The sequence below is a fragment of the Micromonospora sp. DT231 genome (assembly GCF_049847025.1).
In the GTDB taxonomy this organism is placed as follows: Bacteria; Actinomycetota; Actinomycetes; order Mycobacteriales; family Micromonosporaceae; genus Micromonospora.
Map to the genome: position 1 here is coordinate 400,054 of NZ_JBNCNO010000006.1, position 15,245 is coordinate 415,298.

Annotated in this window: 15 protein-coding genes; 6 read left to right on the forward strand and 9 right to left on the reverse strand. The window is 72.6% G+C overall.

Annotated elements, in window-relative coordinates:
• Positions 1-5: 5 nt before the first annotated feature.
• Complete coding sequence (locus tag ACPXBU_RS18825) at positions 6-752, forward strand: ABC transporter ATP-binding protein (protein WP_393370353.1); 747 nt, start codon at positions 6-8, stop codon at positions 750-752.
• Positions 753-770: 18 nt separating this feature from the next.
• Here the strand turns inward: ACPXBU_RS18825 and glmM are convergent, their stop codons facing one another.
• From glmM to ACPXBU_RS18860, 7 genes are all read right to left on the reverse strand, one after another.
• Complete coding sequence (gene glmM / locus ACPXBU_RS18830; protein ID WP_393370351.1) at positions 771-2,126, reverse strand: phosphoglucosamine mutase; 1,356 nt, start codon at positions 2,124-2,126, stop codon at positions 771-773.
• Between the two features lie 118 nt (positions 2,127-2,244).
• Positions 2,245-2,721, reverse strand: coding sequence for a 30S ribosomal protein S9 (rpsI, locus tag ACPXBU_RS18835; protein WP_393370348.1), 477 nt, complete (start codon positions 2,719-2,721; stop codon positions 2,245-2,247).
• A gap of 20 nt (positions 2,722-2,741) precedes the next feature.
• Positions 2,742-3,185 carry a 50S ribosomal protein L13 gene (gene rplM, locus ACPXBU_RS18840; RefSeq protein WP_053653864.1) on the reverse strand — a complete coding sequence of 148 codons (444 nt, stop codon included), beginning with the start codon at positions 3,183-3,185 and terminating at the stop codon, positions 2,742-2,744.
• A 209-nt stretch (positions 3,186-3,394) separates the two neighbouring features.
• Positions 3,395-4,777 carry a nitrate/nitrite transporter gene (locus ACPXBU_RS18845; protein ID WP_393370345.1) on the reverse strand — a complete coding sequence of 461 codons (1,383 nt, stop codon included), beginning with the start codon at positions 4,775-4,777 and terminating at the stop codon, positions 3,395-3,397.
• Between the two features lie 142 nt (positions 4,778-4,919).
• The gene (locus ACPXBU_RS18850; protein ID WP_425758994.1) at positions 4,920-5,213 is read right to left on the reverse strand and encodes a type II toxin-antitoxin system PemK/MazF family toxin; all 294 of its coding nucleotides are present in this window, start codon (positions 5,211-5,213) and stop codon (positions 4,920-4,922) included.
• Positions 5,203-5,460 (reverse strand): DUF6364 family protein, encoded by a 258-nt coding sequence (locus ACPXBU_RS18855; RefSeq protein WP_088950199.1) that lies wholly within the window; start codon positions 5,458-5,460, stop codon positions 5,203-5,205. Before ACPXBU_RS18855 ends, ACPXBU_RS18850 begins: the two co-directional genes overlap by 11 nt.
• A gap of 90 nt (positions 5,461-5,550) precedes the next feature.
• The gene (locus ACPXBU_RS18860; protein ID WP_425758995.1) at positions 5,551-6,246 is read right to left on the reverse strand and encodes a class I SAM-dependent methyltransferase; all 696 of its coding nucleotides are present in this window, start codon (positions 6,244-6,246) and stop codon (positions 5,551-5,553) included.
• A 215-nt stretch (positions 6,247-6,461) separates the two neighbouring features.
• Here ACPXBU_RS18860 and ACPXBU_RS18865 point away from each other — a divergent pair, with 215 nt between their 5' ends.
• From ACPXBU_RS18865 to ACPXBU_RS18885, 5 genes are read left to right on the forward strand one after another with little or no spacing between them, the layout of a single operon-like run.
• Positions 6,462-8,747, forward strand: coding sequence for a molybdopterin oxidoreductase family protein (locus tag ACPXBU_RS18865; protein ID WP_425758996.1), 2,286 nt, complete (start codon positions 6,462-6,464; stop codon positions 8,745-8,747).
• Positions 8,744-10,183 (forward strand): FAD-dependent oxidoreductase, encoded by a 1,440-nt coding sequence (locus ACPXBU_RS18870; protein ID WP_425758997.1) that lies wholly within the window; start codon positions 8,744-8,746, stop codon positions 10,181-10,183. Before ACPXBU_RS18865 ends, ACPXBU_RS18870 begins: the two co-directional genes overlap by 4 nt.
• Entirely contained in the window at positions 10,180-12,717 is a 2,538-nt protein-coding gene (nirB, locus tag ACPXBU_RS18875; protein WP_425758998.1) for a nitrite reductase large subunit NirB, read from the forward strand. Before ACPXBU_RS18870 ends, nirB begins: the two co-directional genes overlap by 4 nt.
• Entirely contained in the window at positions 12,714-13,061 is a 348-nt protein-coding gene (nirD, locus tag ACPXBU_RS18880) for a nitrite reductase small subunit NirD (protein ID WP_393370331.1), read from the forward strand. The genes nirB and nirD overlap by 4 nt, the downstream gene beginning before the upstream one ends.
• Complete coding sequence (locus ACPXBU_RS18885; protein WP_425758999.1) at positions 13,061-14,149, forward strand: uroporphyrinogen-III synthase; 1,089 nt, start codon at positions 13,061-13,063, stop codon at positions 14,147-14,149. Before nirD ends, ACPXBU_RS18885 begins: the two co-directional genes overlap by 1 nt.
• Before the next feature lie 42 nt (positions 14,150-14,191).
• Here ACPXBU_RS18885 and ACPXBU_RS18890 read toward each other — a convergent pair whose 3' ends face one another.
• Together ACPXBU_RS18890 and ACPXBU_RS18895 are read right to left on the reverse strand one after the other, a co-directional pair.
• Positions 14,192-14,815, reverse strand: a complete 624-nt coding sequence (locus ACPXBU_RS18890) for a GTP-binding protein (protein ID WP_425759000.1) — start codon at positions 14,813-14,815, stop codon at positions 14,192-14,194.
• The gene (locus ACPXBU_RS18895) at positions 14,796-15,161 is read right to left on the reverse strand and encodes a DUF742 domain-containing protein (protein ID WP_124778091.1); all 366 of its coding nucleotides are present in this window, start codon (positions 15,159-15,161) and stop codon (positions 14,796-14,798) included. Before ACPXBU_RS18895 ends, ACPXBU_RS18890 begins: the two co-directional genes overlap by 20 nt.
• Between the last annotated feature and the right edge of the window lie 84 nt (positions 15,162-15,245).

Below are 15,245 nucleotides of genomic sequence, written 5' to 3' on the forward strand. Positions count from 1 at the left end.
CAGTCATGAGCGAGCAGATCAGCAGCGCGGTCTCGGTCGACCACCTGGTACGACGATTCGGCACCGGCGCGGACCGGTTGACGGCGGTCGACGAGGTGTCCCTGACCATCCCGGCCGGTTCGGTGGTGGCGCTTACCGGGCCGAGCGGGTCGGGGAAGTCGACGCTGCTGCACCTGATCGGGGCGATCGAGCAGCCCGACGAGGGGACCGTCACCGTCGACGGCGTGGTCGTCAGTGGCCTGCGCCGTGCCGCGCTGGCCCGCTTCCGGCAGGGCGTCGGGTTCGTGTTCCAGCGTTATCACCTGTTGCCCGCGCTCACCGTGCTGGACAACGTGATCGCGCCGGTCCTCCCCCGCCGGGGCCGGGCCGACCACGCGTCCCGAGCCCGGGAGTTACTCGACGCGGTCGGCCTGGCCGGGCGGGAGCGGGCCCTGCCGGCGCAGCTCTCCGGTGGCCAGCAGCAGCGGGTCGCCATCGCCCGCGCGCTGATGGGCGCACCGGGCCTGCTGCTGGCCGACGAGCCCACCGGCAACCTCGACTCCACCACCGGCGGGCAGATCCTGGACCTGCTGCTCGACCTTCGGGACCGGCACGGCATGACCATCCTGCTGGCCACCCACGAACAGGCCATCGCCGCCCGCTGCGACCGGCTGGTCCGGCTCGCCGACGGCCGGGTGGTCGAGGACCTCGACCTCACCGACGGCGAGGACCCCGCCGACACGTACGAGCGAGCGGCCCAACTGCGGTTGTGAAGCCGCCCAGGGGCGGTCTCAGGCGACGGGGCTGGCGGTGCGGACCAGTTCGGCGATGCGCTCGGCGACCTCGCGGGCGGTCTGCTCGGTGGCGGCCTCGACCATCACCCGGACCAGCGGCTCGGTCCCCGACGGGCGCAGCAGCACCCGCCCGGTCTCGCCCAGCTCCGCCTCGGCCCGCTCGACCTCGGCACGGACGGCCGGTGCGGCGGCGCCGACGGTCCGGTCGCCGACCGGCACGTTGATCAGCACCTGGGGCAGTTTGGTGACCACCGAGGCCAACTCGGCGAGGGACTGGCCGGTGGCGGCCATCCGGGCCATCAGGTGCAGGCCGGTGAGCACCCCGTCGCCGGTGGTGGCGTGCGCGGGCATGACGATGTGACCGCTCTGCTCACCGCCGAGCGCCAGCCCGGACGCGCGCAGGGCCTCCAGGACGTACCGGTCGCCGACCTTTGTCTCGATCAGCCGGATGCCCTGCGCGGACATGGCCAGCCGCAGGCCGAGGTTGCTCATCACGGTCGCGACCAGGGTGTCCTGGGTGAGCGTGCCGGCGTCCCGCATGGCCAGCGCGAGGATCGCCATCACCTGGTCGCCGTCGACCTCCTCGCCGTCGGCGCTGACCGCCACGATCCGGTCGGCGTCGCCGTCGTGGGCGATGCCCAGGTGGGCGCCGTGCTCGACGACCGCCTCGCGCAGCGCCTCGATGTGGTTGGAGCCGCACTCGTCGTTGATGTTCAGGCCGTTCGGCTCGGCGTGGATCGCGACGACCTCCGCGCCGGCTTCCCGGTAGGCGACCGGGGCGACCTCGGCGGCGGCGCCGTTGGCGCAGTCGACGACGACCTTGATCCCGTCCAGCCGGTGCGGCACGGCTCCGACCAGGTGCTGGACGTAGTGGTCGGCGCCGTCGAGCAGGTCGTGGACCCGGCCGATGCCGGCACCTGTCGGCCGGTCCCAGGCGGTGGTGGCGTTGGCCTCCACGGCGGCCTCGATCCGCATCTCGATCTCGTCGGGCAACTTGTGCCCGCCGGCGGCGAAGAGCTTGATGCCGTTGTCGGGCATCGGGTTGTGCGACGCGGAGAGCACCACGCCGAGGTCGGCCTTGGCCTCGGCGGTGAGGAACGCCACCGCGGGGGTGGGCAGGACGCCGACCCGCACCACGTTGGCGCCGGCGCTGGTCAGGCCGGCGACCACCGCGGCCTCCAGCATCTCGCCACTGGCCCGGGTGTCCCGGCCGACGACGGCCAGCGGCGGGTGGCTGCGGTCCGTCTCGGCGAGCGTGTGCGCGGCGGCCACCGCGAGCGCCAGCGCCAACTCCGGGGTGAGATCCGCGTTTGCCCGCCCGCGTACGCCGTCCGTGCCGAACAACCGACCCATACCCGCCAACCTCCGTGGTGCGTTGCCGAAGTGCAGAAAGCGGAACGGCCGGTCGCCTCTCCCGAGTCGGGGAGAGGCGAACCGGCCGTCCGTCAGAAGTACAACGCGCTGGAAAAGATCAGCGCTTCGAGTACTGGGGAGCCTTACGGGCCTTCTTGAGGCCGTACTTCTTGCTCTCCTTGACCCGGGCGTCCCGGGTCAGGAAGCCGGCCTTCTTGAGGGCCGGGCGGTCGTCGGGCTCGTTGATGATCAGCGCCCGGGCGATGCCCAGCCGGAGCGCACCGGCCTGGCCGGTGGTGCCGCCGCCACGCAGGTTGGCGATGACGTCGAACTGCTCGGTCTTCTCGGCGGTGACCAGCGGGTCCTTGATGAGCTGCTGGTGCACCTTGCTCGGGAAGTACGCCTCGAGGTCCTGGCCGTTGCAGGTGATCTTGCCGGTGCCCGGGACGATACGGACCCGGACGATGGCCTCCTTGCGGCGGCCCACGGTCTGGATCGGCCGGTCACCACGAGGCGCGCGGGCGACGGGCGCCGGCGCCTCGGTGGCCTCGGGAGCTTCCGGGGCGACCTCGGTCTCGGTGGTGATGTCGGTCATGCTGCTTCCTTCGCCCGCGCTCACTGCGCGATCTGCTTGATCTCGAACGGCACCGGCTGCTGCGCGAGGTGCGGGTGCTCGGCACCGGCGTACACCTTCAGCTTCTTGATCAGCTGACGGCCGAGCTTGTTGTGCGGGAGCATCCCCTTCACAGCCAGCTCGATGGCCCGCTCGGGGCGCTTGGTCAGCAGCTCGTCGTAGCCGATCTGCTTCAGACCACCCGGGTAACCGGAGTGGCGGTAAGCAACCTTGGTCTGGCGCTTGTTGCCGGTCAACGCAACCTTGCCCGCGTTCACGATGACGACGAAGTCGCCCGTGTCGACGTGCGGCGCGAAAGTCGGCTTGTGCTTACCACGCAGCAACGTGGCGGCGTGGGTGGCCAGGCGGCCCAGCACGACATCAGAGGCGTCGATGACGTGCCACTGACGCTCGATCTCACCCGGCTTCGGGCTGTACGTACGCACAGGTCTACCTTGTCTCGTCGTCGGTCTGGGGTCGCGCGCCGAGGTGACCAGATCTTGCAGGCCGGACCAGCGCGCACGAACGACCAAGCGTACCTGATAGGGCACGCCTCTGGATGTCGTACAACAGCAGGCAACGATACCCGGCGCGGTGTCCGCAGGTCAAAACGGGGGTGCCGTTCCGCGCCGCGACCCGCCGAGGGTGGCTCAGCTCACACGCCGGCGAGCCGATCGACGCCCGGACGACGGTAGACGACCCAGGTGACCACGAAGCAGAGCGCGTACCAGCCGATGAAGGCCAGGTAGGCGGCGTCGGCATTGCCGGAGCCGAGGAACGACTGCCGGAACGCGACGTTGACGAGCACCCCACCGGAGGCGCCGATCGCACCGGCGATCCCGATCAACGCGCCGGTCATCCGCCGTGCCCAGCGGGCGGCGGCCTCCGGATCGCGGCGCCCGGCGGCCACCGCGTCCGCCGCCCGGGCCCGGAAGATCGCCGGGATCATCTTGTACGTGGAGCCGTTGCCGATGCCGGAGAACACGAAGAGGGCGATGAACCCGGCCAGGTAGAGCCCGAACGAGCGCTCCCGGGCCGCGTACAGCACGATGCCCGCGCCGGCCGCCATCGCGACGAAGTTCCAGAAGGTCACCCGGGAGCCGCCCAGCCGGTCGGCGAGGTGCCCGCCCAGCGGCCGGATCAGCGAACCGACGAGCGGGCCGAGGAAGGTCAACCAGGCGGCGTCGACAGGGGTGGGGAACCGCTCGGCGAACTGGAGCTGGAGCACCTGCCCGAAGGCGAACCCGAAGCCGATGAACGACCCGAAGGTGCCGATGTAGAGCAGCGACATGACCCAGGTGTGCGGGTCGCGGGCCGCCTCGCGCAGCGCGCCCGGCTCGTTGCGCGCCCCGGGCACGGTGTCCAACCACCGGGCCGCGGCCAGCGCGGCCAGCACGATCAGCGGCAGGTAGACCGCCGGGACCAACCGGGGGTACGCGGCGCCGGCGGTGGCGAGGACCGCCAGCCCGACCAACTGCACCGCGGGTACGCCGAGATTGCCGCCGCCGGCGTTGAGCCCGAGGGCCCGTCCCTTGAGCCGAGACGGGTAGAACAGGTTGATGTTGGCCATCGAGGAGGCGAAGTTGCCGCCACCGACACCGGTGAGACAGGCGAGCACCATGAGTGTGGAGTAGGACACCCCGGGCTCCAGCAGCACGGTCATCGGCACCGTGGGCACCAGCAGCAGCAGGGCGCTGATGGTCGTCCAGCGCCGCCCCCCGAAGCGGGCCACCGCCAGCGTGTACGGCAGCCGCAACACCGCCCCCAGCGCCGCCGGCACGGCGGTGAGCAGGAACTTCCCGGCCGGGTCGATGCCGTACGCGGGGCCGAGGAAGAGCACGGTCACCGACCAGAGGCTCCACACCGAGAAGCCGACGTGCTCGGCGAAGATCGAGACCCAGAGGTTGCGCCTGGCGATCGGCGCGCCCGTCGCCTCCCAGAACTCGGGGTCCTCGGGACGCCAGTCGTCGAGCCGGCGCCCACGCGCGGTGGCGGCCGGCGGCGCGGCGGTGACTGCGGTGCTGGTGAGCGTGCTCACGGCGGCTCCTTCTCGTCGATGTGACGAGGAGAAACGCTAGGAACGCCTGATTACCTGGCAGTGCCCGTCCTGGGTCGGCCCGGATACGCCTACCGCACGACGGGCCGGTGGCGATGGTGAGCACGTGCCGTCCGGCGCGTGCTCAGAGCTGTTGGAGGATGCGCAGCGCGCGGCCGACCCGGAGCATGGTGTCGATGTCGGCGACGTCCACGCAGTCGGTGAACCACTTCTTCATCGGCGAGGAGATGCGGTCGGGCATCACCACGTACCGGCCCATCGAGACGGCGAGCGGCGAGTCGCGCAGCAGTGACTCCTCGACCACCTCGACCACGATCACGATGGGCACGTCAGTGGAGTTGTAGACGTCCGAGCTGATCACGAGACCGAGGCGTTCCCGGGCGCCCTCGATGCGCCAGACCTCTCCCCTACGCAGCACGCGGTCGTCCGCCGGAGAGCAGGTCGTTGACCATGCCCACCTCGCGGGCGTCGGCGAGAGCCGCGGACTCCAGGTCCAGGCCGGCGCGGCCCACGGCGGCGGCGTGCGCGGTGAAGACCTCGCGCAGCGCCTTCTCGCGGGCGGCCTGGTCCATCCACGCGGAGAGCGACAGCCCCTCGCGCTTGGCGAACCGCCGCGCCTCCTCGATCGTCTCGTCGGTAAACGACAGAGTCACCTTGGCAGTCATGCCGCTGAGACTACCCAGCGGTATGACCACCAGTCATCCCCGCGCCGACCGACTCGCGTACCGGCGTCGAAACGCCCATTCCGGCGACCGTCACCGGGCCCGGCCACCGAACACCGCGAAGCGCCACTCCTTGAAGTAACAGTCGACGTCGACCAGGCCGGCCTCGGCGAGCCACCCGCACTGGTCGGCCACTGTCGCCGGCAGGTCGTGACGCATCCGGCCCCGGGAGCCGGCGATCTCCTCGGTGGACGCGCCCAACTCGGCGATCCGCCGCATCCACACCTCGTCGTAGCGCCGCTCCAGCTCCGGGGTCGGCCCGGCGACCTGCTCGGCGTTGACGAACACCCCGCCGGGTGCCAGCACTGCGGCGGCCCGCCGGTAGAGCGCCCGCTTGCCGGGGTCGTCCAGGTGGTGGATGGCAAGCGCGCTGACCACCGCGTCGTACCGGCCCGGCGGCAGCTCGTCGGACAGATCGGCCAGCACCGGCCGGTGCGGCACGTCCCGGTCGCGCAACTGCTCGGTGGCGCGGGCGAGCATCGCCGGCGCCCCGTCGACGAGGGTCAGCCGAACTCCGGGCACCGCCGCCGCGAGCAGCAGCGAGAGCAGGCCGGTGCCGGCGCCGAGATCCAACACCTCGGGGGTACGACCGGCCGCCAGCGCGGCGCGCAGTGGAGGCGCGGCCACCTCGACCGCCGTGCCGTAGAAGGCGTCGAAGCAGGGGATCAGCCGTCGGCGGGCCTCGTCGTAGCTGCCGGCCACCGCGTCGAAGACGTCCGTCACGCTCATCCGCCACTCCCAAACTTTGAGACAGTTTTCCCATATTATAGACACGCCACGCGTGACCTGCCCAGCTCCCGAACGGAAACAGTCCAAGATCTGCACGGGCCACCGCTCACGGTGGCCGGCCGTCCCGATGCCCGGCTGCGGTGTGAGCCCCACTTGACAGGACCGAAACAGAAGGGACCCGGACTGGAAACTGCCCGGCGGCACGCTTTGCCGACATGACAGACGGTGCATGGTCGGCGACTCGACCGGGGCGCACGCTCCGGCAGGTGGCGACGCACTGCCCGTACTGCGCTCTTCAGTGCGGCATGGTGCTACGCGAGGACGACACCGGGGTGTCGGTCCACCCCCGCCAGTTCCCCACCAACCGGGGCGGGCTCTGCCAGAAGGGTTGGACAGCCGCCGAGCTGCTCGACCACCCGGAGCGGCTGACCACTCCCCTGGTGCGGGACAGCGCCACCGGTGCGCTGCGCCCGGCGAGCTGGGACGTCGCCCTCGATCGGATCGTCGACGGCATCCGCGCCGTCCAGGACGACGCCGGCCGGGACGCGGTCGCCGTCTTCGGTGGCGGCGGGCTGACAAACGAGAAGGCGTACGCGCTGGGGAAGTTCGCCCGCATCGGGCTCCGCACCCGCCACATCGACTACAACGGACGGTTCTGCATGTCCTCGGCGGCAGCCGCCGGGATGCGCGCCTTCGGCATCGACCGAGGGCTGCCGTTCCCGCTCAGCGACCTGGGCCGGGCCGACACGTTGCTGCTGGTCGGAGCGAACCCGGCGGAGACCATGCCGCCGCTGGTGCGCTGGCTCACCGAGCAGCGGAGCAACGGGGGCCAGCTGATCGTCGTGGACCCCCGGGTCACCGCCACCGCCCGCCAGGCCGACCTGCACCTGCAACCACTGCCCGGCACCGACCTCGCGGTGGCCAACGCACTGCTGCACATCGCGCTCATCGAGGGTTGGGTCGACCGGGCGTACGTGGCCGACCGCACCTCCGGGTTCGAGGCGGTCCGCCGCGGCGTCGCCGCCTGGTGGCCGGCCCGCGCCGAGCAGCTCTCCGGCGTGCCGGTGGCCGACCTGGAGGCGACCGCCCGCGCGCTGGGCACCGGTGGTCGGGTGATCATCCTTACCGCTCGTGGCGCCGAGCAGCACGCCAAGGGCGTGGACACGGTCAGCGCGTACGTCAATCTCGCTCTCGCCCTCGGTCTGCCCGGCCGCGACGGTTCGGGGTACGGCTGCCTCACCGGCCAGGGCAACGGCCAGGGCGGGCGGGAGCACGGGCAGAAGGCCGACCAACTCCCCGGCTACCGGCGGATCGACGACCCGGTGGCCCGCGAGCACGTGGCCGGCGTCTGGGGGGTGCCGGCGGACGAGCTGCCCGGCCCGGGTGTGCCGGCCTACCAGCTACTCGACTCGCTCGGCACACCTGACGGCCCCCGCGCGTTGCTGGTGTTCGGCTCGAACCCGGTGATCTCCGCTCCCCGGGCGGCGCGGATCGAGAGCCGGCTGCGCGACCTCGACCTGCTTGTCGTCGCCGACCTCCTGCTCTCCGAGACGGCCGCGCTGGCGGACGTGGTGCTGCCCACGGCGCAGTGGGCCGAGGAGGACGGCACCATGACCAACCTGGAGGGTCGGGTGCTGCGTCGGCGCGCGCTCCGCCCACCCCCGGCGGACGTCCGGACCGACCTGGCCATCATCTCGGCCCTCGCGGCCCGGCTGGCGACCGCCGAGGCGACCGCCGCCGGCGCGGGCGACACGACCACCACCGAGGCGACCGGCACCGGCACGGGCGGGACCGACGCGACCGGCACCGGGCGAACCGGCACCGGCACGGGCGGGACCGACGCGACCGGCACCGGCGCGGGCGTCGAGCCGGGCATCGCGCTACCGGGTGCCGTCGCGGCGGCGCGGTTCCCCGCCGACCCGGCCGCCGTGTTCGCCGAGCTACGCCGCGCCTCGGCCGGTGGGGCCGCCGACTACGCGGGCATCAGCTGGGCCCGGATCGACGCCGACGACGGCGTCTACTGGCCCTGCCCGACCGAGGACGGGCCGGACACCCCACGGCTCTTCGCCGACCGGTTCGCCACCCCGGACGGCCGAGCCCGGTTCCACCCCGTCGACCACCGACCGGCCGCCGAGGAGGTCAGCGCCGCGTACCCGCTGCACTTCACCACCGGCCGGGTGCTCGCGCAGTACCAGTCCGGCACTCAGACCCGCCGGGTGGCCGCGCTGCGCCGCGCCGCCGGTGAGGCATTCGTCGAGCTGCACCCCGACCTGGCCGCCCGGCTCGGCGTCGACGACGGAGACCCGGTGCGGGTCACCTCGCGCCGAGGTGAGTTGTGCGCCCCCGCCCGACTCAGCGCCGGGATCCGACCGGACACGGTGTTCGCTCCGTTCCACTACGCCGGGGCCGGGCGGGCCAACTCGGTGACGAACGACGCCGTGGACCCGATCTCCGGGATGCCCGAATTCAAGATCTGCGCGGTCCGGGTGGAGAAGGCATGACCGCCCGGGTGGTCATCATCGGCAACGGGATGGCGGGTGCCCGCCTCGCCGGCGAGCTGCACGCCCGCGAAGGCGACCGGAAGGTCACCGTGCTCGGGGCGGAACCGCACCGGGCGTACAACCGGATCATGCTCTCCACCCTGTTGGCCGGCCGGGTCGACGAGCCGGACGTGGAGCTGACCGAGGCCGCCGGGCACGGCATCGACCTGCGCACCGGCGTGACGGTGACAGCGCTCGACAGGTCCGCCCGGGAGGTCCGCACCGCCGACGGCGAACGGATCGCCTACGACCACCTGGTGCTGGCCACCGGCGCTCGGGCGGTGGTGCCGCCACTGCCCGGCCTCGACCCGGCCGACCTGCCGGAGCGGGTGGTCCCCTTCCGCACCCTCGACGACTGTCGGCGGATCCTCGCCGCCGCGGACGGCGCGCGTAGCGCCCTCGTGCTCGGTGGTGGCCTGCTCGGGTTGGAGGCCGCCCGTGGGCTGGCCAACCGAGGGTTGACCACGACCGTGGTGCACCCGCGTGGGCACCTGATGGAACGACAGCTCGACCCGGCGGCGGGTGCGGTGCTCGCCGGCACGCTCGCCGGCCTCGGCGTCACCAGCCAACTGGCGGTGCCGGCGATCGGCGTGGCCACGGACGCCACGGGCGTACGCCTCGACCTGGCCGACGGCCAGACGCTGCACGCCGACCTGCTGGTGCTCTCCTGCGGCGTGCGCCCGGACACCGCCCTCGCGCGGGCGGCCGGGCTGGACGTCGGGCGTGGCGTCCTGGTGGACGACCGGCTCCGCACCAGCGACCGGTCCATCTCGGCGATCGGCGACTGCGCCGAGCACGACGGCGTGCTCACCGGGCTCGTCGCACCCGCCTGGGCCCAGGCCCGGGTGCTCGCCGACGTGCTGACCGGGACTGACCCGCTGGCCCGGTACCGGCCCCGGCCGGTGGTGACCCGGCTCAAGGCCGCCGGGATCGACCTGGCCTCGATGGGCGACCCGGTGGGCGGCGGGCCGGGCGAGGAGCTGACCTTCACCGACCCGAGCCGGGGCACGTACGCCCGGTTGCGGATCCGCGACGAGCGGCTGGTCGGCGCGATCCTGCTCGGCGACAACCCGGCCGTCGGCACGGTGATCCAACTCTTCGACCGCGGCCACCCGGTGCCGACCGACCGGCGGGCGCTGCTGCTGGGCCGGGCGCTCGGCACGGCTGCCGCGGCACCGGCCTCGTCACCGGCACTGATGCCGGACGGGGTCACGGTCTGTCAGTGCAACTCGGTGAGCAAGGGCGCGCTGGTGCGCAGTTGGCGCTCCGGGGCCCGAACTGTCGACGCGGTGGTGGCCGCGACCCGGGCCGGCACCGGCTGCGGCGGTTGCCGCGACGCGGTGGGCGGCATCGTCGACTGGCTGAGCCAAGCGGAATCGGTGGAGGTGACGCGATGAACGGCGGCGAACTGGTCGTCATCGGCAACGGCATGGTCGGGCAGCGTTTCGTCGACGCGCTGCGCGCCCGCGACCCGCACGGGCACTGGCGGGTGACCGTGTTGGCCGAGGAGGGGCGTCCGGCGTACGACCGGGTGCGGCTCTCGGCGTACTTCGACGGGGTGAGCGAGGACGAGCTCAACGTGCACACCCCGCACGAGGGGGTGCGGTTGCGCCTCGGTGAGCCGGTCACCGCCCTCGACCGGGAACGGCAGGTGGTGACCACCGCCGTGGGCGAGTACCACTACGACGCGCTGGTGCTGGCCACCGGGTCGTACCCCTTCGTGCCGCCGGTGCCCGGCGCCGAGCTGCCCGGGGTGTTCGTCTACCGGACCCTCGACGACCTGGCGGCGATCCGGGCGTACGCGCAGGGCCGGCGGGTCGGCGCGGTGATCGGCGGTGGTCTGCTCGGCCTGGAGGCGGCGAACGCCCTGCGGCTGCTCGGCCTGAGCACCGACGTGGTCGAGTTCGCGCCCCGGCTGATGCCCGTGCAGGTGGACCAGGCGGGCGGTGCGATGCTCCGCCGCTACGTCGACGACCTGGGTGTCCGAACCCATCTCGGGGTGGCCACCACGGCGATCCGGTCCGGCCCGGACGGCGCGGTCGCCGCCCTGGAACTCTCCGACGGCAGCGCTGTCGACGCCGAGTTGGTGGTGGTGGCCGCCGGCATCCGACCGCGCGACGAGCTGGCCCGCACGGCCGGGCTCCCGATCGGTCCGCGCGGCGGGGTGCTCGTCGACGAGACGTGCCGCAGCGTCGACGAGCGGATCTGGGCGGTGGGTGAGTGCGCGGCGGTCGACGGCACCTGCCACGGTCTGGTCGCGCCCGGGTACGCGACGGCCGAGGTGGTGGCCGACCGGCTGGTCGGTGGCGCGGCGACCTTCCCGGGCGCGGACACCGCCACCAAGCTCAAGCTGCTCGGTGTCGACGTGGCCTCGTTCGGTGACGCCCACGGCACGACCCCGGGTTGCCTGGACGTCACGTTCACCGACCCGGCCACCCGGGTCTACGCGAAGCTGGTCCTCTCCGACGACGCGCACACCCTGCTCGGCGGGGTGCTGGTCGGCGATGCCAGCGCGTACCCGACGCTGCGGGCCAGCGTCGGCGGTCCGCTGCCGGCCGCGCCACTGGCGCTGCTCGCCCCGGAGGGCGGCGGCGCGGACGCCGGCGCGTTGCCCGCCACCGCCCAGGTCTGCTCCTGCAACGCGGTGACCCGTGGCGACGTGGACGCCGCCATCGCCGACGGCTGCGCGGACGTGCCGGCGTTGAAGGCGTGCACCAGGGCCGGCACCAGTTGCGGCTCCTGCGTGCCGATGCTCAAGCAGCTCCTGGACGCGGCCGGGGTGGTGCAGTCCCGCGCGCTCTGCGAGCACTTCGACGTCAGCCGGCGGGAGCTGTTCGAGATCGTCCGCGTACGCGGCATCCGCACCTTCTCCCAGCTCATCGCCGAGCACGGGCGGGGGCGCGGCTGCGACATCTGCAAGCCGGTGGTGGCGTCGATCCTCGCGTCGCTGGGCAGCGGGCACGTGCTCGACGGTGAGCAGGCGTCCCTGCAGGACACCAACGACCACTTCCTGGCCAACCTGCAACGCGACGGCAGCTACTCCGTGGTGCCCCGGATTCCGGGCGGTGAGATCACCCCGGAGAAGCTGATCGTGATCGGCGAGGTCGCCCGGGACTTCCGGCTCTACACGAAGATCACCGGTGGGCAGCGCATCGACCTGTTCGGGGCGCGGGTGGAGCAGTTGCCGCAGATCTGGCAGCGGCTGGTGGACGCCGGCTTCGAGTCCGGCCACGCGTACGGCAAGGCGCTGCGGACCGTGAAGTCGTGCGTGGGCGAGACCTGGTGCCGGTACGGGGTGCAGGACTCGGTGGGGCTGGCTGTGGCGCTGGAGCTGCGTTACCGGGGCCTACGCGCACCCCACAAGCTCAAGTCGGCGGTCTCCGGTTGTGCCCGCGAGTGCGCCGAGGCCCGCAGCAAGGACTTCGGCATCATCGCCACCGAGACCGGCTGGAATCTCTACGTCGGCGGCAACGGCGGCTTCCGGCCCCGGCACGCCGACCTGTTCGCCACCGACCTGTCCACGGAAGCGCTGATCACGCTCATCGACAGGTTCCTGATCTACTACATCCGCACCGCCGACCGGCTGCAACGCACCGCCGGCTGGATCGAGGCGATGGAAGGCGGCCTCGACCACCTCCGCTCGGTGATCGTGGACGACGCGCTGGGCCTCTGCGCCGACCTCGACGCGGCCATGGCCCGGCACGTGTCGTCGTACTCCGACGAGTGGCGCGACGTCCTGAACGACCCGGACCGGCTGCGCCGCTACACCTCGTTCGTCAACGCTCCGGACGTGCCCGACCCGTCGATCACCTTCGCACTGGAACGCGGCCAGCCGGTACCCGTACGCGATAACCCCCCGACCGGATCCGAGCCGACGAACGGTCGCCGTCGGCAACCGGTCACCCTCGGCCTACCGGAGGTACGGCGATGACCCAGACCATCACGCTGACCTGGACCACCGTCTGTCTCCTCGACCGGTTGGAACCGGACCGGGGCGTCGCCGCACTTGTCGACGGCGTGCAGGTGGCCCTCTTCCGGACCGGGGACGAGCTGTTCGCGATCGACAACCGCGATCCGGTCTCCGGGGCGTACGTGCTGTCGCGGGGCATCGTGGGCAGCCGTGGCGGGGTGCCGACGGTCGCCTCACCGCTGCACAAGCAGGTGTACGACCTGCGCAGCGGGCAGTGCCTCGACCTGCCGGGGGTGACCGTGGGCCGGCACGACGCGCGCTGCCGTAACGGGCTGGTCGAGGTGCGGCTGCGACAGGAGGGTTGATGCGCGAAGAACTGGCGGGCTTCACCATCGGGGTGACCGCCGACCGGCGGCGCGACGAGTTGGCGGCGCTGCTCGAACGGCGGGGCGCCCGGGTGGTGCTCGCCCCGGCGTTGCGGATCGTGCCGCTGTCCGACGACACCGAGCTGCGGGAGGCGACCCGCGCCTGCCTCAGCCAGCCGCCGGACATCCTGATGGCCAACACCGGCATCGGCATGCGCGGGTGGCTGGAGGCGGCCGAGGGCTGGGGGCTGGCCGAGCCGCTGCGCTCGGTGCTGGCCAGCTCGTACGTGGTGGCCCGCGGCCCGAAGGCACGCGGCGCGATTCGGGCGGCCGGGCTGCACGACCAGTGGTCGCCGGCCTCGGAGAGCTGCGACGAGGTCGTCGACCACCTGCGCCGGCGCGGCGTGGCCGGGCAGGTGATCGCCATGCAGTTGCACGGTGAGCGACAGCCCGAGTGCACGCTCGCGCTGGAGGCGGCCGGCGCCACGGTGATCGAGGTGCCGGTCTACCGGTGGGCGCCGCCGACCGACCCGACACCGCTGCACCGGTTGATCGACCTGATCACCGGCCGGTTGGTGGACGCGGTGACCTTCACCTCGGCGCCCGCGGTGGAGGCCCTGCTGCGCGCGGCCGGGGACCGTACCGACGCGGTGCTGTCCGCGTTCCGCGGTGACGTCCTGGCCAGTTGCGTCGGCGCGGTGACCGCCGAGCCGCTGCTGCGGTACGGGGTGCCGGTGAGCGCGCCGGCCCGGGCCCGGCTGGGCGCGCTGGTGCGGACCATCGTCGACGAGTTGCCCCGCCGGACCGTGACGTTCAAGGCCGCCGGGCACCTGCTCACGTTGCGCGGGCACGCCGCCGTGATCGACGGCGAGTTGCGGCCGCTCGCCCCCGCCCCGATGGCGGTGTTGCGGGCGCTCGCCCAGTCGCCCGGCCGAGTGCTGTCCCGCACGGCGTTGCTGCGGACGCTGCCCCGGGGCGCGGACGAGCACGCGGTGGAGATGGCGGTGGCCCGCCTCCGGGCCGGCCTCCACGCGCCGCGCGTGGTGCAGACAGTCGTGAAGCGCGGCTACCGGCTCCGGGTCGACTGACGCGTCACGGCCGGCCGGTGGCGCCGGCCGTGACGCGACGGATCAGCCGACCGGCGTGGGGAAGCCCCGCCCCTGCTCGGCCTGGAGCCGCAGCATGGCGTGCTCGACGACCGTCACCAACACCTGCTTGACCGAGTCCCGGTGCCGGGCGTCGGTCATCACCAACGGCACCTGCGGCGAGATGGCCAACGCCTCGCGGATCTCCTCCAGCTCGTACTGGGGAGCGCCGTCGAACCGGTTCAGCGCCACCACGTACGGCAGGTTGCGGTTCTCGAAGTAGTCGAGCGGGGCGAACGCGTCGGTGATCCGGCGCGTGTCCACGAGCACGGCGGCGCCCACCGCACCTCGGATGATCTCGTCCCACATGAACCAGAACCGGGTCTGACCGGGTGTACCGAAGAGGTACAGGATCAGGTCCTGGGCCATCGTGATCCGGCCGAAGTCCATGGCGACCGTTGTGGTCTCCTTGCCCGGGACCTTGGACGGGTCGTCGATGCCGACACCCGCCGCGGTCATCAACGCCTCTGTGGTCAGCGGTGTGATCTCGGAGATCGCCCCGACCAGTGTCGTCTTGCCGACGCCGAAGCCGCCCGCGACGACGATCTTCGCGGAGACGATTCCCCGGCCTGGCCGCCCCCCTGCGGGGTCATAGCCTGCGAAGTCCACTTAGCACCCTTCCAAGCAGTTCCATCCGCTCCTCGAACCCCTCGGCGGGAGCAGCAGTGTGTAACGTCAGCAGGCTCTCGGCCACCATGTCGGCGACCAACACCCGGGCGACGCCAAGCGGCATCCGGGTGTACGCGGCGATTTCCGCCAACGACTGTGCTCGGCCCTCACAGACCGTGGCGATGCGGTGCTTGTCGTGCCCGGCGAAGCGGGACTCGGCGACCTGGGTGAGAGACGCGGTGAGGACTGCCTCGAGAGCGATGTCCTGACGAGGCTCGGTCCGACCACGGGTGACCGCGTACGGACGTACCAGTGCGCCGCGCGGGTCAGCGCGTCGTTGGTCCATCCCTGATCACCTCCTCGTTGCCGGTGGAGCCGGTGTGTGCCGTCTCCCGTCCCTGACTCGGCGCAGTCCGGGCGCCGTTTCGTG